The organism is Rhodococcus sp. 11-3 (genome assembly GCF_023704055.1).
Taxonomy (GTDB): domain Bacteria; phylum Actinomycetota; class Actinomycetes; order Mycobacteriales; family Mycobacteriaceae; genus Rhodococcus; species Rhodococcus aetherivorans.
In genome coordinates this window covers 5,181,444-5,199,364 of record NZ_CP080406.1, presented here as the reverse complement: position 1 = coordinate 5,199,364, position 17,921 = coordinate 5,181,444, and the positions used below count along the sequence as shown (strand labels likewise).

The following is a 17,921-nucleotide window of genomic DNA, read 5'->3' as shown; positions in this document are numbered from 1 at the left end:
CGGGCCTCAGGCGCGGCGGTGCGCGAGGTGCTTGCGAACCGCCGTCACCACCCCGACCGCCGAGGCGACGATCACCACGATGCACACGATGCCGACCGCCAGGTTCAGCTGAGCCGTCAGGTCGGAGCCCGTGCGCTCGCGCAGGTCGGAAAGGAACTGCGGCGAGAAGTACGGCCGGTGCACGAGCACGGCCGTGGCCACCGCGACGGCGAGCAGATCGGAGACCACCGACAGCGCGGTGACGACCGTCGTCCAGCTGCGCACGACCAGCGCCACGCTCGCCGAGACCACCCACAGCGCCGCGACGGCCATCATCGCTGGCACCAGCCGGTCGGTGAAGCTGGGGTCGAGGGCTTCGTACCCGGCACCGAAGAACGACGGCGCGAGCGACGGGGACAGGCTCGCCACCCCGATCAGCACGACCACCGCGAACACCAGTTCCGCGACCGCCTCGCCGACGGGGATCTCCCGCCCGTGCGGCACCGCCGGGAGGTCGTCCGGGTCCCACCGGCCGAGGTCCGTGCCGGCGGGCGCGGTGCGCTCGAGCACCGCGAAGACGACGGTCACCCAGAACGCGGCGTACACACCGCCGGTCAGGGCCGCGTCGATCGCGTCCCACACGACGTCGGCGGTGTCGAGGGGTGGGGCCGCGGGATCGGTGACCTCGGTCAGGGCGCCGAGCAGGGTCAGTCCGCCGAGCACCGCCGCCACGACCCCGACGACGGGCCACAGCACCCGTAGATAGGTGTCGTAGAGCCGGGGACCGATCAGGTGCCGCGGGGCGCCCCGGTAGGTGCGGGCGAGATCCTCCGGGGAGCCGAGGCCGGCGAGCACCTCACGCACGTCGCGGTCGGCGGCGGCGTCGTCGATGCGCCGGCGCAGTTCGGCGGCCACGTCGTCGCGCCGGGACCGCGGCAGGTGGACGAGGACGGCGTGCAGGTACCGGTCGACGAGTTCCCCGTCGGTGAGGCGGGTGGACATCTCGGTGTTCCTTCCGTTCGGTCCCGGCCTGCATGTGCGGCCGGGCGGGGCGACCCGCGCCGACCGGGACCGGGCGGTACTGTGCCGGTACACAGTATTGGGCAGGACCTGCGAGGGTGTGGGGAAGCGCGATGACGGCCGAGCCGCTCGACGAGTACTTCACCGCCACCGTCCGCGGCTGGAGCGCCGGCCGTGCCGTGGCCGGACAGGTACCGGACGAGCTGGTGCTGCGCTGTTTCGACGCCCAACTGCAGTCCCGTCACCTCGACTTCGCGGCCCGGGAGATGCAGCGGCGCGGTGCCGGGTTCTACACCATCGGCTCGGCCGGGCACGAGGCGAACGCCGCCCTGGGCCTGCTGTCCCGGGTCACCGATCCGGCACTGCTGCACTACCGGTCGGGGGCCTTCTATGCCGCGCGGGCGGCCCGGGTGCCGGGCACGACGCCGGTGCGGGACGTGCTCGCCGGCTGCACCGCCTCGACGCTGGACCCGATCTCCGGCGGCCGGCACAAGGTGTTCGGCAACGCCGAGTTGAACATTCTCCCGCAGACCTCGACGATCGCCTCCCATCTGCCGCGCGCGGTGGGGACGGCGTTCGCCCTCGCCCGCGCGGCCCGGCTGGGCCTGCAGTGCCCGTGGCCCGCGGACTCGGTGGTGCTGTGCAGCTTCGGGGACGCCTCGGCGAACCATTCCACCGCGGTCGGGGCGCTCAACGCGGCCGCCTACTGCGCGTACCGGGGGCTGCCGCTGCCGCTGCTGTTCGTGTGCGAGGACAACGGGTTCGGCATCAGCGTCCGGACGCCGGAGGGCTGGGCGGAACGCACCCTCTCGTCGTATCCGGGGGTGAGCTACCGCGCGGCCGACGGCGCGGACCCGGTCGGCGTGCTCACCGCCGTCGCGGACCTGCTCGTCGCCGTCCGCACCTCCCGCGCACCGGCCGTGCTGCACCTGAAGACGGTGCGGTTCCTCGGCCACGCCGGCTCCGACGCCGAGACCGCGTACCGCACCCGCGAGGAGATCGCCGCCGACTACGTCCGGGATCCGTTGCTGGCCACCGCGCGTACTCTGGTCGACCGCGGAACACTTTCCTCCGCAAGGATTCTCGAACGATACGAGGAGATGCGTTCCGTCGTCGCCGCCGAGATGGAGGCGCTCGCGACCGCCCCGCGGCTGGTATCGGCCGCCGAGGTGATGCGGCCGCTGCACGCGCACGGTCGCCGGCGGGTTCCGGACGAGCCGGGGCTCCCGTCGCCGGAGCCCCGCACGCTCGCCCAGGCGGTGAACGCCGCGCTCACAGGGATTCTCGAGGCGATACCGGAGTCGTTCGTGTTCGGTGAGGACGTGGCGGACAAGGGCGGGGTGTACGGGCTCACGCGCGGTCTGCTCCGCCGATTCGGGCCGCACCGCGTCTTCGACACGATCCTGGACGAGCAGACGATCCTCGGTACGGCACTGGGTTTCGCGGTGGCGGGCCTGCTGCCGATTCCGGAGATCCAATACCTGGCCTACCTGCACAACGCCGAGGACCAGTTGCGCGGCGAGGCGGCGAGTCTGATGTTCTTCTCCGACGGCCGCTTCCGCAACCCGATGGTGGTGCGCATCGCCGGCCTCGCCTACCAGCGCGGCTTCGGTGGGCACTTCCACAACGACAACTCCGTCGCGGTGCTGCGCGACATTCCCGGTCTGGTGCTCGCGGTGCCGAGCCGTCCGTCGGTTGCGGGGGCGCTGCTGCGCAGCTGCGTGCACCTCGCGCGCAGTGAGGGCCGGGTGTGCGTGTTCCTCGAGCCGATCGCGCTGTACCACGAGCGCGACCTGTACGACGAGGGCGACGGGCTGTGGCAGGAGCCGCCCGATTCCGTTGCGGTACAGCCGGGCTCGGTGCGGGTATACGGTACGGGCGACGACGTGCTCATCGTGACGTTCGGCAACGGCGTCCGGATGAGCCTGCGCGCGGCCCGTCGGCTGTCGGCGCGCGGCGTGGAGGCCGCCGTGCTGGACCTGCAGTGGCTGGCGCCGCTGCCGCTGGCGGAACTGCTGGCGTGCGCGCAGTCCTTCCCGCGCGTGCTGGTGGTGGACGAGACGCGGCGCAGCGGCGGGGTGTCGGAGGCGGTGGTCACCGCACTGGTGGACGCGGGCTACCGGGGCCGGATCTCGCGGGTCACCAGCCGCGACAGTTTCGTGCCGCTCGGCCCGGCGGCGGCCGAGGTGCTGCTGTCCGAGGACGACGTCGTCAGCGCGGCGACGGAGTAGAGGCGCGGTCGCGGTCGTCTCCTGGTCGCCGCCGTCGCGCAGCTCGACGGCCTCGCGCCCCGCCCGGCAGGGACGAAGGTCCCGGGAAGCGGGGACCTTCACCGGGCAGGAATACCCGGAGGGGTACTTGAAGAGTCCCGGGCCCGGGTCTACAGTCGTCGTTGAATACCCCACCGGGTATCAAGGGGCGTGGAGGCCCAGCCCGCGTCCGCGCCTGCGTCACGGACGGAAAGGACTGTTCACATGTCGCTCCATTCAGGCAACGGTGCCGCGCGACATCGAGTACTCGTCGTCGGAGGTGGCACGGCCGGAATCGCGACCGCTGCGCGCCTGCGCCGGGCCGGCGTCACCGACATCGCGGTGATCGAGCCCTCCGACGAGCACTGGTACCAGCCCCTGTGGACGCTCGTCGGCGGCGGACAGGCGTCGCTGGACGAGACCCGCCGAGCCGAGGAGAAGCTGATCCCCAAGGGCGTCCGGTGGATCCGGGCCGCCGCGACCGCCGTCGACCCCGGCGCGCAGACCGTCACGACCGACCGCGGGACCGTCGTCGGCTACGACTACCTTGTGCTGGCCACCGGCCTGCAACTCGACTGGGACGGCGTGCCGGGCCTCGCCGAGGCCGTCGGGCACGGTGCCGTCTCGAGCAACTACTCCTCGCAGTACGCCCCCTACACGTGGGAGCTGATCCGGAACATGCGCTCCGGCACGGCGATCTTCACCCAGCCCGCCGGCCCCATCAAGTGCGCCGGCGCGCCGCAGAAGATCGCCTACATCGCCTCCGACTACTGGCGGCGGCAGGGCCTGCTGGACGGGATCCGCGTCATGCTCGTCCTGCCCGGCGACTCGATGTTCGGCATCCCGTCCTGGCGACAGACCCTCGAGGGGGTCGCCGCGAAGTACGGCATCGAGGTGCGCCTGAGCTCGGAGATGACCGCGCTCGACGGATCGTCGCGCAAGGCGACGATCGTGAACAACGCCACCGGCACCGAGGAAGTCGTCGGGTTCGACATGCTCCACGCCGTGCCCCCGCAGCGCGCGCCCGGCTGGGTCGCGGCGAGCCCGCTCGCCAACCCGGCGAGTCCCTTCGGCTACGTCGAGGTCGACAAGCACACGCTCCAGCACCGCCGGTATCCCAACGTGTTCGCACTCGGTGACGTCGCGGACCTGCCGACGTCGAAGACCGGCGCGGCGGTCCGCAAGCAGGCGCCCGTCCTCGTCGCCAACCTGGTCGCCGAGATGCGCGGCGTCGGCAAGCGCAAGAGCTACGACGGGTACTCGTCCTGCCCGTTCGTCACCGCCCGGGACAGGATGATGCTCGCGGAGTTCGACTACGAGCTCAACCCGTCTCCGAGCATCCCGGTCATCGACACCACCAAGGATCGCCGCGACATGTGGCTGCTCAAGCGCTACGGCCTGCCGGCCATGTACTGGCACGGGATGGTCAAGGGCCGCGTCTGAGTCACCGGAGGCGGCGCAGCGCGATCGGTTGCCCGTCCGACGGGTACGGAAGTGATGTGAAGTTCAGCGGCGCAACGTAATCGGACGGAACGTGCCACCGGTACCCGAGCAGCAGGTGGTGCAGCACCGTCTTGATCTCGGCGCCGGAGAAGTACATGCCCAGGCAGCGGTGCTCTCCGGCGCCGAACGGCGTCCACGCGAACTTGTGCACGCGGTCCTCGCGTCGTTCCGGTGCGAAGCGACCGGGATCGAACTTCTCCGGTTCCGGCCACAACTCGGGCATGTGGTGGCTGTAGTGCAGCCCGACGTTGATCAGGGTGCCGCGCGGCACGAAGTGGCCCAGGATCTCGGTGTCGGCGGTGGTGTACCGGACGATGCCGGGTACCGGGGTCACGATCCGCTGGCACTCCTTGATCACCAGGTCCAGGCTCGTGAGCGATTCGAGGTCCGCCAGGGTCGGGGTCGTCGTACCGAGTGCCTGCGACTCCTCCCGGCACAGTTGCTGCCACTGGGGGAACTGGCCGAGGTACTGCAGCACGGTGGACAGCGTGATGGTCGAGGTGTCGTGCGCAGCCATCATCAGGAAGATCATGTGGTTGACGACGTCCTCGTCCGAGAATCGCTCGCCGTCCTCGGATTCCACGTGACACAGCGCGGTGAACAGGTCGTCGCCGTCGCCGGCGCGACGGGCCGGCAGGTAACGCCGGAAGAACTCCTCGAGCCGGCGGCGGCCCACCACGCCACGGCGCCAGCGGGTTCCGGGCAGGGGATAGCGCACGATCGCCGTGGCCGCCTGCACGCACCCGATGAACGCCTTGTTCACCTCGGCCATCTCGGTGGCCGACGATCCCTCGGCACCGCCCATGAAGATCGACGTGGCGAGCCCGAGGGTGAGGTCCTTCAGTGCCGGGTAGGCGCGGAAATCCTCGCTCGGTGTCCACGAGTCGAGGGCCTGTGCGATCGCGGGCTGCATCGAGTCCGTGTAGCGGGCCAGGCGGTCCCGGGTGAAGGCCTGCTGCATGATCCGGCGGTGCGTGCGGTGCTCGTCGCCGTCGAGCAGCATCAGGCCGCGGTCGAAGAACGGGCCGATGAGGGTCCGCCAGCCCGGACCGTTCGCGAGGGCCCGGTCGCGGTTCTGCAGCGCGGCGCCGCAGGCGTCGGGTCCGAGCAGCACCACCCAGGGCCGGCCCGCGAACCGGAACCAGGACACCGGCCCGTGTTCGCGGTATCGCCGGTCGTAGGCCCTCAGCGGGTTGCGCATGTAGTCGAGGGCGTACCCGACGTAGGGCAGGCCGGCGTCCCCGGGTACCGCGGTCAGGCCGGGCGGGGAGGGCGCGAGCACTTTCGTCATGAGGTCTCCGATTCGTCGGACCGTATCTGACATGAAGCTCTGTCAATTGACAGTAGCGTGGATCACAGGCGGCGATCTGTCAAGATTCGACTATGGGCAGGCCCAGTCGTCAGTACCGCGGAAAGAGCGCCGAGCAGCGCACCGCCGACCGCCGTGAGCAGTTGCTCGCGGCCGGCCTGACGGTGTTCGGCCGCGAGGGCGGTGACCGTGCCACCATGACCGCGATCTGCCAGGAGGCCGGGCTCACCGAGCGGTACTTCTACGAGAGCTTCTCCGGCCGGGACGAGCTGCTCGTGTGCGTCGTCGAGCGGATCGCCGACGAGATCCGCGAGCGCGCGCTGACGGCACTCGCCGAATCCGAGCGCGGCCCCGAGGAGCGGGCCCGCGCCGCCATCGCCGCGTTCGTCGCGGTCCTCACCGACGATCCGCGCAAGGGCCGGGTCGCCGTCGTCGAGTCCGCGGCCGCCGAGCCCTTGCGCACCCGTCGCCGGGAACTGCTGCGCCAGTTCGCGGACCTCGTCGCGATCGAATCCCGCGAGCTGTGGGGCGACCGCGCGCTGCAGCCGCCCCACGACCAGATCGCCGCGCTGCTGTTCGTCGGGGGCCTCGCCGAGCTCATGACCGCGTGGCTCGGCGGCGAGATCGACGTGACCCCCGATCAGATCGTCGAGGCGGCGACTCGCCAGTACACGTTCACCGCCCACCGCTGAGGCTGTCGTCGCGCTCGGGCCGCGCCGCGCGGCGCCGGCTGCCCGGCAGCCGCCACACGGGTTCGAGCGCCGCGGTCTCCTCGGCTGTGGCCACCCGGAACGGCGGGGTCGCGGGCGCCGCGAGGCTGCGACGGCCCTGGCCGCGCGTGGCGCGCAGGCTCGCGACGATCGACACGGTCAGGATCGTGGCGACGACGGCGAGCGAGATCGGTGTCGGCACGTAGAACACGTCGATCTTCAGCAGCATCTTGACGCCGACCCACATCAGCACCAGCGCCAGCCCGATCTTCAGGTACACGAAGCGGTGGATCAGGTCGGCGAGCAGGAAGTACATCGCTCGCAGGCCCAGCACCGCGAACGCGTTGGCGGTGAAGACGAGGAACGGCACGTCCGTGACCGCGAAGATCGCGGGGATCGAGTCGACCGCGAAGACGATGTCGGTGATCTCGATGAGCACCAGCACCGCGAGCAGGGGGGTGGCCAGCAGCGCACCACCGCGGCGGACGAGGAACTTCTGTCCGTGGTAGGCGTCGGTCATCGGTACGTGGCGGCGGAACAGCCGCAGCGCGCGGGACTTCTCGGGGTCGAGGTGCTCGTCGCGCTGCCGGATCATCCGGTAGCCGGTGTAGAGCAGGAACGCCGCGAACAGGTAGAGGATCCAGCCGAAGCTCGCGATGAGGACCGAGCCCGCCGCGATGAACAGACCCCGGAACACCAGGGCGCCGAGCACACCGAGGAACAGGACCCGGTGCTGGTACTCACGCGGCACGGCGAAGTACGTCAGGATGATCGCCCAGACGAAGACGTTGTCGACGGCGAGCGACTTCTCGATCAGGTAGCCGGAGAAGTACTGCTGGCCGAACTCCGAGCCGTACTGCCACCAGATCAGCGCGCCGAATCCGACGCCGGTGCCGACCCAGAACAGCGACCAGCCTGCGGCCTCGCGCACGCCGATCACGTGCGCGCGGCGGTGCGCGAACAGATCCACCGCCAGCATCGCCACGATCGCGGCGAGTACCGCCGCCCACAACCACAACGGAACGGTCATCGGGACCACCTCTCAGCCTCGAAACGGCCGAAAGTCTTTCCCGGCTCGAACCGAGCCCGCTCCGCCGGGGGGCCGGCGGACGGCCCCCGAGTTGACGACGAAGCGCGGAGGGATACTCCCTTTCGCGAACTGTAATTAGTGAATAGTATTTCCGGTTAGCTGTCAAGGGATCGGGAGGTAGGGGCGGGTGAGCAGCTCGATCGCGTGACCGGCCGGGTCCTTGAAATAGACCCCGCGCCCGCCGTGCCCCGTGTTCGTTTCGCCGGGGCGGCGCATCTGCGGATCGGCCCAGTGCTCGATGCCGGCGTCGCACAGCCGCCGATACGCCCGGTCGAAGGGGTCGTCGTCGGCCATGAACGCGTAGTGCTGCATCTGGATCTCCACCGGGGGCTCGGCGAACTGCAGCAGTACGCCGTCGTCGAGCTGGATGTTGGTGAACGGGCCCCAGGACGGTGCTTCCGACAGTTCCAACAGTTCACGGAAGAACCGCGCCGACTCGTTGCGGTCCACGCTCAGACCTCCACCGGGTCGCCGATCCGTGAGTGGCGTAGTGCCGGCCCGGTGTTCACCCGGCGAACCCTACCCGGGGCCGCCCGGGCGCACCAGGGATGCGGCCGCGGCCCGAGCGCGAAGCGCGATACCGGAAACCGCGGTGCCCTATGGTGTGCGGGTGACCTCCTCCGCCCGCCCCGGAACGCCGCCCGCCGGCGACGAGGACCGTGCCCGGGGCTGGACGTTCCTGACCAACCACGCGCACGTACTGCTGTGTGTCGCCGGAGGCGGACAGCCCACCGTCCGCGAACTCGCGCAGCGGATCGGGATCACCGAGCGGTCCGTGCAGACGATCCTCGCCGACCTGGTCGACGGCGGCTACCTGACCCGCACCCGCGCGGGCCGCCGCAACCTGTACTCGGTGAATCCGGCCGGGCGGCTCCGTCATCCGCTCGAATCCGCACACACCGTCGGCGAGCTGATCGACGCGCTGCGCTGAGCGCGGGGCCCGTCGCCGGGGATGCCCGGCCCGCGCTGTCACGGACACCTGCGTCGTGTGACCGCAGCCACGTGGCATGCTGGCGCCCATGATCGACGTCGAACGTCCCAAGCTGGAAGGTTCCGTCGCGGTCGGGGGCGGCCGCCGGATCGGCTTCGCCGAGTTCGGATCGGCCCAGGGCCGGGCGGTGTTCTGGCTACACGGCACCCCCGGGGCGCGTCGGCAGATCCCCGTCGAGGCACGCAGCTACGCCGAGCGCGAGCACGTACGGCTCATCGGCCTCGACCGCCCCGGCATCGGCTCGTCGAGTCCGCACCGCTACGAGAACGTCCTCGCCTTCGCGGACGACCTGCGCATCGTCGCGGACACTCTCGGCGTGGACCGGATGGCGGTCGTCGGACTCTCCGGCGGCGGCCCCTACACCCTCGCCGCGGCGCATGCGATGCCCGAGCGGGTCGTGGCCGCCGCGGTGCTCGGGGGCGTTGCGCCCGTCGTCGGGCCCGACGCGATCAGCGGCGGCCTGATGCGGTTGGGCACAATGGTCGCGCCGCTGCTCACCGTCTGGGGTGTCCCCATCGGCATGGGCGTGACGTCGATGATCCGGGTCGTGCGGCCGTTCGCGTCGCCGCTCATCGACATGTACGGGTGGCTCTCGCCCGAGGCCGACCGGCAGTTGCTGGCCCGCCCCGAGTTCAAGGCGATGTTCCTCGACGATCTGCTCAACGGCAGCCGCAAGCAGATGGCCGCGCCCTTCGCCGATATCGTGGCGTTCGCCCGGGACTGGGGTTTCCGTCTCGAGGACGTCAAGGTGCCGGTCCGGTGGTGGCACGGCGACACGGACCACATCGTCCCCATGGAACACGGCCTGCATGTGGTGGGCCGGCTGCCCGACGCCCAGTTCCACCACCTGCCCGGCGAGAGCCACCTCGGCGGCCTGGGCGTGTCCGAGGACATCCTCTCGACCATCCTGCGGATCTGGGACGACGCCGACCGCTGACTCCGCGGTGGCCGAATGTCACACAGGTTCGATCACATTGAACGCGTGTCACATTCGGCCGAGGCGGGGCGCACGGCGCCGGAGAGGGCATGATGTCCGGATGGACACCGGCGTCGAAGCGGACGGGTGGGCCACCCGCTGGGTGGAGCCGCTCGCCGACCTCGCCGCCGGCACGACGACCGCCCTGGTCCCGGACGTGATCGTCACCGCGCTCGCTCTGGGCCTGACGCACCGGTACGTCGGACGCACCGTCGCGACGGACGTGCACGGCGTGCCGGTGCGGGCGACGGTGCGGTCGGTGCAGGTGCGCCGTCGCCGCGCGCACCTGCAGTCCCGGGTCGAGCTCGCGGCGGTCGACTGGGGCGGGCGCCGGGTGGACGAGGTGACCGTGGTGGCGCACGGGGTGCGTGTCGTCCCCGGGCTCCGCACCCGGCTCAGCGCACACCGCCTCGACGTGCACGGCACCAGCGGCGTCGGCACCGTGCTCGACTGGCTCAACTCCCTCGGCCACGCCTGGGTTCTCGCCCTCGACCGCGACGGATCGATCCGCGCGACGCATCGCCGCCGCCGGCTCACCGCGCTCGTCGACGCCACCGTCACGGACGGCGTGGCCCGGATCGAGCTGGGCGACGCCCGCTGCTACGGCGTGCCGGTGCCGGGACGGCTGCTCCCACCACGCGACGTCGCGCTGCCACCCCTGCCCGGCGGTGCCGGGAGCGTCTGCGCCGCGCGCGAGGGTCACCTCGTCCGGTTCGCGATGCAGGTGCCGGCCGTGTCGTACGCGTTCGGCCCGCTCGGCGCGTGAGGGTCCGGGGGAACTCACAGCCACCGGCGCGGCGGCTTCTTCACCCACATGATCTTCTCGTCCGCGGCGGTGGGGGCGGCTGCGGGATGGCCGGTATGCTGCGCGGCCCACGCCGACTTCTCGGTGAGCAGCCGCGCGACGAGCGCCCACGTCTCCATCGTGCGCGGCGGGTGCGCTCCGGCGGCCCGGGCCAGCTTCCGGCGCACGTCGTCGCTCAGGGCCAGCAGCTCGTCCGCGGTGATGCCGCGATTCCAGGCGAACCGGGCGAGGACGAGCGCCTTCTCCCGCCGATTGCGGGCTGCCTCGTCGGTGTGCGCGAAGTCCTCGTCGGTAGCCATGCCCTACAGAATTGGTCGCCGGCCGGGTCGTTGACAACCCACCGCGCGCGGCTCACGCTCGGAGCAGGCGCACGCGCGGCCCGGGGGAGGACGAAATGCCGGTGACTCCGATAGATCTCCCGGACGGCACACCCGCGGACGTGCGGGTGCGCGCGGCGTCCGCCCCCCGGGTGCCGGTGTCGGATCCGGCGCTCGGCCGCGACGTGCGGGTCGACACCAAGGGAGTGCCCCCGCACCGGCTCGTCGCGATCGGCGACTCGGTGCTGCAGGGGTTCCAGAGCGGTGCCGTCTTCCACACCGACGTCTCGGTCCCCGCGATCGTCGCCCACGAACTCGGCTGGCTCCGTCGGTTCCGCTACCCGCGCTACGGCGGTCCGGGCGGGTTGCCGCTCAACATCGAACTGCTCCTGCGCGATCTCGAGCGACGCTTCGGGCCGTCGGTGAACATGTGGGAGACCCCGCTCGCGCTGTTCGCCGTCCGCGCGTTCATGGACCAGGTGGAGGACTACTGGGAGCGCGGGCCCGGTCGGGAGCCGCCGCTGCCGGCGGCATACCAGCACAACCTGTCCTGTTTCGGCTGGGACCTGCGCGACGCCCTGAGCAAGACGGCCGCGACGTGCGAGGCGGCGATCGCCGCACCGAACGACGACCTGCTCGACCAGATCGTGCAGAACAACGGGGAGCGCGCCGCGTTGCAGGTGTATCCGCGCTGGAGCGACGGGGCGAAGGCGATGACGTTGTTCGACGCGGCCGCGGCGCTCGGCGACGACCACGACGACACGACCGAGTCCGGGATCGAGACGCTGGTGGTGTTCCTCGGCTCCAACAACGCGCTCGGCACGGTCACAGACCTGCGCATCGCATGGAGCGGTCCGGACTTTCGCGACCTCACCGCGAAGGACGCCTACACCATCTGGCGGCCCGAGCACTTCGCGGCCGAGTTCGCGGAGGTGGTCGAGCGGGTGGCGGCGATCCGGGCGCGGCACGTCGTGTGGTGCACGATTCCCCACGTCACCATCGCGCCGATCGCGAAGGGACTCGGACGCAAGATGGAACCGGGGTCGCCCTATTTCCCGTACTACACCCGGCCGTGGATCGAGGAGGCGCGGTTCGACCCGGCTCAGGACGAGCACATCACGGGTGCCGGCGCGTACGCGGTGGACGTCGCGATCGACCTGTACAACGACCGCATCGAGCAGGCGGTCGCCGACGCTCGTTCCGGGGTGCACGGCCCGGCCCGGGACTGGTATCTGCTGGACGTGGCCGGCCTGCTCGAGCGCCTCGCATCGCGGCGCTTCGTCACCGATGTCGGTGCCCGTCCGGCGTGGTGGACCCCGTACCCGCTCCCGTCCGCACTCGCCGCGCTCGACCCCGTGCCGGACTCGCGGTTCCTGACGGCCGACGGTCGTGGGGGCCGGGCCGCGGGCGGGCTGTTCTCCCTCGACGGCGTGCATCCGACGACGGTCGCGAACGGGATCCTCGCGCAGGAGCTGATCAACGTGATGCGCCGCGCCGGGGTGCAGTTCCACCACGGCAACGGCGGGGTGCGCCGGGATCCGGTGACCGTGGACTTCGAGCGGTTGATCCGCAGGGACACCCTGGTACGGACGCCGCCGGGGAACATCGACTCGACGCTCGGCATCCTCGCGTGGGCGGACGAGATCGGTGACCTCGTCCGGCGCACGCTGAGCATCCGCTTCCGGTGATCAGTTCTCGGCGGGGGCGGTCCTCCGGTCGAGCAGCGGGCCCCACAGTTCGGCCGCGACGGTGTGGGCGCGCCGGTGTCCGTGGACGGTACGTCGGAGTCCCTGGACGGTGCCGGGACCGGTGGCCAGGTCGGTGAGGGCTTCGCACAGGTCGACGATGTCGACGTGGAAGCGCATCGAGGCGTCGAGCAGTTCGTCGAACGCCTGGTCCTCGGTGTAGGAACGGCCCCTTGCGGAGCGGAGAAGAGCCTGCGCGGTGTCGAGTGCCGTCAGGCGTCGTACCGCGGGGATGTCACGGTGTGCTTCGATCGTCAATTGTCCGCCTCTGAGGTGTCGCCACTGGGCGTGTGTCAACTCGTTGTAGTGCGGGTACCCCGCCGGTTCGGCAGTTACCCGAGTTTGTGTCCTCCGTCACAGTACGAGGACTGTGCCGTCGTGTCCACCGTACCCGTGTTTGCCCAGCGCAGGCCGGTGAGTCGGTGCGGTGCCCCCGGGCGTTCCGTCTTCGATGTCCGAATTCCCCGGAGCGGCAGAGAGATCCGACGCCGTGTATGTTGCGCGCCGGTCAGGCCGGAGGCGCCGGGCGGTGATCGAGGAACCAGTCCCGCGCTTGCTGTGCCACGACCTCGAGCGTGCCGGGTTCCTCGAACAGGTGCGTCGCCCCGCGCACGATCCGCAGTTCGTGTTCGCACCGCATGGCCGCGGCGGCCTGCCGGTTCAGTTCGATCACCATGCGATCCAGGCCGCCGACCAGCATGAGCGTGGGGGCGCGGACCCGGCCGAGCCGGGGCATCGCCAGATCGGGTCGCCCGCCGCGGGAGACGACGGCGGCGATCTCCCGGTCCGGATCGGCGGCGGCCCACAGCGCCGCGGCGGCGCCGGTGCTGGCCCCGAAGTAGCCGATCCACTCGGCTTCCGCGCGGACGAGATCGGTCACCTCGCCGAGCCGGCTCGCGAGCAGTTCGATGTCGAAGACGAGGGCGCGGTCGCCCTCCTCGCCGGCGGTCAGCAGGTCGAACAGCAACGTGCCCAGGCCGGCGGCGTTCAGTTCCCCGGCGACGTACCGGTTGCGCGGGCTGAACCGGCTGCTGCCGCTGCCGTGCACGAAGATCACCAGGCCGTCCGATCCGGCGGGGACGGTCAGGGTGCCGGCCAGGCTCACGTCGCGAAGCTCCAGCTCGACGTCCCGGCCGCCGGAATCGACGCCGCGCTCGCGCCGGCTGTCGGCGGTGCTCATCGGGTCCGGCTCAGGCCAGGGTGACGGTGCGGGTGTGCGAGCGGACCGCGGCCTGCAGGTCCTGGCGCGAGAGGGTGTGCGGACCGCACGCGCAGCGCGCGGGCACGTCGTCGTCCTCGAACTGGGTCGCCTCGAGGGTGTCGACGAACTCGGACCCGAGGGATCCGCCGTGGTGCGCGGTCTCGGACCGGTCGCGATTGCCGTGCGCCGTCGGACCACCGCCGGCGACGAGCACCGGCCCCTCCGGGGTGCGGTAGACGGTGGCGACGTTGTGGCTGGCGGGGCACTTCACGCGTACGAGGGCGTGGTCGCTGCGCTGGCTGCCCAACGAATCCACGGCAGCACGAGCCATCCGGCGGCGGTCTGTGGGAAGGAGGTCGGGGATGTTCATGGGACCTATTGCACACCCGATCGCGGCCGGATCGAGGGCTTTCGCGAGCAACGGGCCCGATTCGCCCGTTGTGCTACCAGTGCTCGGGTGTGGCCACTGTGGCGGGCAGCCGGGTACGTGCGTCGCCCCGGGCGGAATCGACCTGTGACTGGACGAGGAACAGGCATCCGGTGAGGTCGGCGCCGCGCAGGTCGGCGTCCCTCAGGTCGGCGCCGATGAGGTCGGCCCGGCGCAGGTCCGCCTCGCGCAGGTCCGCGGCGACGAGGAGGGCGCCGCGCAGGTTCGCACCGTGCAGGTCGGCGCGCCGGAGCTTCGCGCCGAGCAGGTCCGCGCCGCGGCGGTTCTTCCTCCGGCCGGGCACGGCGGCCCGGGCGAGTTCGCTCGCGCGCAACAGCAGGGCATTGATCTCCTGCCGGTGCGCCGCGACGTCGAGTCCGGCGAGGGCGTCGGCGTCGCCGCGGGTCAGCCGGTCGGTCGCGGCACGCGCACCGCGCAGGTCCGCGCGGAGCGGCCCGGAGGTGGGCAGGGACACCGCCTCGTCGAGATACCAGAGCAGCTCGTGCAGTTGGCGCACGACGGGAAAGACGTCGAACATCCGCCGGGCGGTCTGCGGCGCGCGACGCCAGTCCGCGCCGCCGAACGTGACCTGTGAGACCTTCTGGCCGGCGCCGAAACAGTCGTAGACGGTGCACCCGGTGAACCCCTTGCGCCGCAGGTCCCGGTGGATGCCGCAGCGGAAGTCGTCCCGCAGGTTCGGGCAGGGCCGGCCCGCCTCCTTGTCGATCGCGAAATCGGTCGACGCGGCGAAAGGCAGAGCCACACAACACAAACCGAAGCAACTGCCGCAGTCGGCCAGAAGGTCCGGACGGGGAGGGCGGCGGTCCGTCTCGGACAAGGCTCACGTTCCTTTCGGTGGGCGGGGCGCAGCCGGTGGCCGGCCGAGCCTAGCCCGGCCCGCCCTCCGGGGCCCGCGGTGGGCGGCCCGAGGGGCCGGGCGGTGGCCGCCACGACGGGTCACGCCCGCTGAGCCCGATCAGACGATCGAGGTCCGGGGCGTCGTCGGGAACCGCGACCGCCGGCCCGAAGAGCCCGCCGGCCGCGCGTTCCTCGTCGGTGGTCGCGGCGACGAACGACAGGCACGCGGCCAGCGCGGCGGGATCGCAGGAGAACCTCCGGCCGCTGGCGGTGGCGATGTCCCAGCCGTGGATCACGAGTTCGTCGAGCGCCACGATCCCCGCGACGTGACCGGGCAGATCGATGCCGCCGGCCTGGGTGGTTCCGGTCCATGCGCCGGGATCGCGCCACGCCTCGGCGAGGGCGAGGACCTGCCCGGGGATCCTGGTGCGCCAGTCGTCGCCGAGCCGGGACGCGTCGGCGGACGGTCCCTGCCCGGTGTGGTCGCCGACGGCTTTCCCGGCGGCGGCGGTGAATGCCAGGGACAGCCCGCCCACGTGATCCACCAGGTCCCCGATTGTGGTGCCGGCGCACGGGGTGGGACGGGCGAGTTGTTCGTGCGTGAGCGCGCCGACGAGCCGTGCCATCTCGTGGGCGGCCGGTGCCAGGTCGAGGATCTCGGTCATGAGCGTTCCTTCCGGCGGCGGTGTGCTCATGGTGCCGCACCGGTCCGACAGGTTCGGCCGGCCGTTCCGGACGTCTCGACGCGACGAGAAAATCTACAGTCGAAACAGTAGACTTTCGGCATCGAGGCCGATAACATCGAGGACGTCAACGCGAAGGATCCGGAAGAGGGGCAACCGACGGGTTGCCGGGGAAGTTGCAGAGGGGGCGGAGCCGCACTCGGTTCTGCGGCTCCGCCCCGACGACGCGACGGGCGGACTCTGCGGAGGCCGACCACGTCGCCACCGGAGAGCAGAGCGAGAGGCTGGTGATGCGTATCCCTCGGGATTGCGAACTCGTGTATGTCATTTCCTCGTGCCGGTCGAGGCCGGCACTGTCGTAACCGTCACGAACCCCGGCGCCCCATGTGCCGGGGTTCCCTCTCGTAGCAACGAAGGGCACGTGGATCCCACACCCGACCGCGCTCCCGCGGTCACCAACGAACTCGACAACGACGACTACCCCGCCTTCAGCATGGGTCGCGCCGCTGCGGCGCTCGGGGTCACTCCTGCCTTCCTCCGCAGTCTGGACGACACGGGCCTCGTGGTGCCGCACCGTTCCGGGGGCGGTCACCGCCGCTACTCCCGGAACCAGCTCCGGCTCGTCGCGCGGGTGCGGGAACTGGTCGACAGCGGCACCGCGGTGGACGCGGCGTGCCGGATCGTCTACCTCGAGGATCAGCTCGCCGAAGCGCGAAGTCGCATTCCGAGCAAGTGAGGCACCCGGGTTCGGGTGGCGGCGATGTGAACGCAGACACGCCTCCGCGCCGCAGGGGCTACCCCTCGTATAGTCCCGGCGGCGCGGAGGTGCTGTGACCTCGGGCCTGCCGCGCGAACACCCCTCCGCGTGCTCGACGGCCGACCCTGTTCATTTGTTTCATTTGTTTCCCGACTGCCTGACACCTTACCATAAACCGGTCGATCGGTTTGTTGGATTCGAAGAATTCATCCGAGCGACCGACGGGGGACGAAAGCCGTTCCCGGCGTCCGATCCAGTCACTGGACACGGGCGTGCTCCGATTCGTCCGGGTCGTCTATAGTCCCTCGATAAAAGCAGTCCGGCCGGTTTGCAATGAAAGAAGCGACAATGACCGTGGATGCGGACGCAGTGCCCCGGAACAGTCCCGTCCTCGGTTTCGAGTCGACGGTGCCCAGGCGGTACGTCCACCGGCAATCGGTGTCGGAGGTGTTCCTGACGGACTGCACGTCCGCCGGCGCCGACCATCGATTCCTGCTGGGCGCGCAGTGGCCACGGCTGCACGGCTTCTACCGGACCGAAACCGGCCGATACGACACCATGCTGATCGCCGAGACCCTGCGCCAGACGGCGATCTACTTGGGGCACACGCAATATCGCGTTCCCCTCGGTCATCCGTTCGTCATGCAGACCCTGCGGGTGGACGCGGCGGTGCAGGCGCTCGCCATCGGTACCGGCGCCGCGGAGGTCGTCCTCGACGCCTGCCTGGAGGACCCGGTGTACCGCGGCGGGCTGCTGTCCCAGTTCGATCTGACGGTGGTGTTCGTCGTCGACGGACGACAGGTGGGCACGGGACAGGGAGTGGCGAACGTCCTCACCCCCGACGACTACCAGCGGCTGCGCTGGAACGGCACCGGCCCGCGCACGATCGGGGATCCCGTCTGCCCCCCGGCGATTCCCCCCGCCGTCGTCGGGCAGTCCCGGCCACTGGACGTCGTGCTCGGTCCGCAGTACGCCGAGAACCGCTGGCGCCTGCGGGTCGACGATCGTCATCCGGTCCTGTTCGACCACCCCAGCGATCACGTTCCCGGCATGCTCGTCCTCGAGGCGTTCCGGCAGAGCGCCCGCGCCGCATGCGGCCGCCCACACGCCGACGTCGACCTCATCGAGGCCGCCTACCACCGGTTCGTCGAACTGGACGAGCGGGCGAACGTGGTGGCGCGGATCGATCCGCACGATCCGTGGACCGTGCGGACCTCGGTCGAGCAGTGGGGCGAGGCGCTGGCGACCGGCACGGTGCGGCTCGCACCGGATCGGTCACGATGCTGACCGCCGCGTGGCGT

At 71.1% G+C, this 17,921-nt stretch carries 19 protein-coding genes; 9 read left to right on the top strand and 10 right to left on the bottom strand.

Annotated features, from left to right (window positions below):
- Positions 1–6: 6 nt before the first annotated feature.
- On the bottom strand, positions 7–981 hold the full coding sequence (locus KZJ41_RS23935) for a hypothetical protein (RefSeq protein WP_006931647.1): 975 nt from the start codon (positions 979–981) through the stop codon (positions 7–9).
- Between the two features lie 131 nt (positions 982–1,112).
- On the opposite strand from KZJ41_RS23935, the gene KZJ41_RS23930 reads away from it, so the two are divergent.
- Positions 1,113–3,230, top strand: coding sequence for a thiamine pyrophosphate-dependent enzyme (locus KZJ41_RS23930; RefSeq protein ID WP_029546024.1), 2,118 nt, complete (start codon positions 1,113–1,115; stop codon positions 3,228–3,230).
- A 243-nt stretch (positions 3,231–3,473) separates the two neighbouring features.
- The gene (locus KZJ41_RS23925; protein ID WP_029546022.1) at positions 3,474–4,691 is read left to right on the top strand and encodes an FAD/NAD(P)-binding oxidoreductase; all 1,218 of its coding nucleotides are present in this window, start codon (positions 3,474–3,476) and stop codon (positions 4,689–4,691) included.
- Position 4,692: 1 nt separating this feature from the next.
- On the opposite strand, the gene KZJ41_RS23920 is transcribed toward KZJ41_RS23925, so the two are convergent.
- Positions 4,693–6,042, bottom strand: coding sequence for a cytochrome P450 (locus tag KZJ41_RS23920; RefSeq protein WP_029546020.1), 1,350 nt, complete (start codon positions 6,040–6,042; stop codon positions 4,693–4,695).
- Positions 6,043–6,134: 92 nt separating this feature from the next.
- On the opposite strand from KZJ41_RS23920, the gene KZJ41_RS23915 reads away from it, so the two are divergent.
- Positions 6,135–6,752, top strand: coding sequence for a TetR/AcrR family transcriptional regulator (locus KZJ41_RS23915; protein WP_029546018.1), 618 nt, complete (start codon positions 6,135–6,137; stop codon positions 6,750–6,752).
- Here the strand turns inward: KZJ41_RS23915 and KZJ41_RS23910 are convergent.
- Both KZJ41_RS23910 and KZJ41_RS23905 read right to left on the bottom strand, forming a co-directional pair.
- The gene (locus KZJ41_RS23910) at positions 6,736–7,800 is read right to left on the bottom strand and encodes a TerC family protein (protein WP_006931632.1); all 1,065 of its coding nucleotides are present in this window, start codon (positions 7,798–7,800) and stop codon (positions 6,736–6,738) included. The two genes, KZJ41_RS23915 and KZJ41_RS23910, sit on opposite strands and share 17 nt — an antisense overlap.
- A 162-nt stretch (positions 7,801–7,962) precedes the next feature.
- Positions 7,963–8,310 (bottom strand): VOC family protein, encoded by a 348-nt coding sequence (locus KZJ41_RS23905; protein ID WP_251549740.1) that lies wholly within the window; start codon positions 8,308–8,310, stop codon positions 7,963–7,965.
- A gap of 160 nt (positions 8,311–8,470) precedes the next feature.
- Here KZJ41_RS23905 and KZJ41_RS23900 point away from each other — a divergent pair, with 160 nt between their 5' ends.
- The 3 genes from KZJ41_RS23900 (at position 8,471) to KZJ41_RS23890 (ending at position 10,593) form a co-directional block, all read left to right on the top strand.
- Positions 8,471–8,791, top strand: coding sequence for a winged helix-turn-helix domain-containing protein (locus KZJ41_RS23900; RefSeq protein WP_029546012.1), 321 nt, complete (start codon positions 8,471–8,473; stop codon positions 8,789–8,791).
- Positions 8,792–8,867: 76 nt separating this feature from the next.
- A complete protein-coding gene (locus KZJ41_RS23895) occupies positions 8,868–9,788 on the top strand; it encodes an alpha/beta fold hydrolase (RefSeq protein ID WP_037201162.1) in 921 nt (306 codons plus the stop codon).
- A 100-nt stretch (positions 9,789–9,888) separates the two neighbouring features.
- Positions 9,889–10,593, top strand: a complete 705-nt coding sequence (locus tag KZJ41_RS23890) for a hypothetical protein (protein ID WP_235431110.1) — start codon at positions 9,889–9,891, stop codon at positions 10,591–10,593.
- Between the two features lie 14 nt (positions 10,594–10,607).
- Here the strand turns inward: KZJ41_RS23890 and KZJ41_RS23885 are convergent, their stop codons facing one another.
- Positions 10,608–10,931, bottom strand: a complete 324-nt coding sequence (locus KZJ41_RS23885; RefSeq protein WP_251549737.1) for a hypothetical protein — start codon at positions 10,929–10,931, stop codon at positions 10,608–10,610.
- A gap of 95 nt (positions 10,932–11,026) precedes the next feature.
- On the opposite strand from KZJ41_RS23885, the gene KZJ41_RS23880 reads away from it, so the two are divergent.
- Complete coding sequence (locus tag KZJ41_RS23880) at positions 11,027–12,637, top strand: hypothetical protein (RefSeq protein WP_251549735.1); 1,611 nt, start codon at positions 11,027–11,029, stop codon at positions 12,635–12,637.
- Here the strand turns inward: KZJ41_RS23880 and KZJ41_RS23875 are convergent, their stop codons facing one another.
- From KZJ41_RS23875 to KZJ41_RS23855, 5 genes are all read right to left on the bottom strand, one after another.
- The gene (locus tag KZJ41_RS23875) at positions 12,638–12,952 is read right to left on the bottom strand and encodes an ANTAR domain-containing protein (protein ID WP_006931619.1); all 315 of its coding nucleotides are present in this window, start codon (positions 12,950–12,952) and stop codon (positions 12,638–12,640) included.
- A 250-nt stretch (positions 12,953–13,202) separates the two neighbouring features.
- Positions 13,203–13,874: a dienelactone hydrolase family protein gene (locus KZJ41_RS23870; RefSeq protein WP_043798665.1), complete on the bottom strand. Its 672-nt coding sequence runs from the start codon at positions 13,872–13,874 to the stop codon at positions 13,203–13,205.
- A 10-nt stretch (positions 13,875–13,884) separates the two neighbouring features.
- Positions 13,885–14,265, bottom strand: coding sequence for a hypothetical protein (locus tag KZJ41_RS23865; protein ID WP_029546000.1), 381 nt, complete (start codon positions 14,263–14,265; stop codon positions 13,885–13,887).
- A 73-nt stretch (positions 14,266–14,338) separates the two neighbouring features.
- Positions 14,339–15,085, bottom strand: coding sequence for a pentapeptide repeat-containing protein (locus KZJ41_RS23860; RefSeq protein WP_006931611.1), 747 nt, complete (start codon positions 15,083–15,085; stop codon positions 14,339–14,341).
- A 124-nt stretch (positions 15,086–15,209) separates the two neighbouring features.
- Positions 15,210–15,845, bottom strand: coding sequence for a TIGR03086 family metal-binding protein (locus KZJ41_RS23855; protein ID WP_029545998.1), 636 nt, complete (start codon positions 15,843–15,845; stop codon positions 15,210–15,212).
- 439 nt (positions 15,846–16,284) lie between these two features.
- Between KZJ41_RS23855 and KZJ41_RS23850 the strand changes: the two genes are divergently transcribed.
- Both KZJ41_RS23850 and KZJ41_RS23845 read left to right on the top strand, forming a co-directional pair.
- On the top strand, positions 16,285–16,599 hold the full coding sequence (locus tag KZJ41_RS23850; protein ID WP_029545995.1) for a helix-turn-helix domain-containing protein: 315 nt from the start codon (positions 16,285–16,287) through the stop codon (positions 16,597–16,599).
- A 369-nt stretch (positions 16,600–16,968) separates the two neighbouring features.
- Positions 16,969–17,907: a ScbA/BarX family gamma-butyrolactone biosynthesis protein gene (locus KZJ41_RS23845; protein WP_006931605.1), complete on the top strand. Its 939-nt coding sequence runs from the start codon at positions 16,969–16,971 to the stop codon at positions 17,905–17,907.
- The last annotated feature ends 14 nt before the right edge of the window (positions 17,908–17,921 follow it).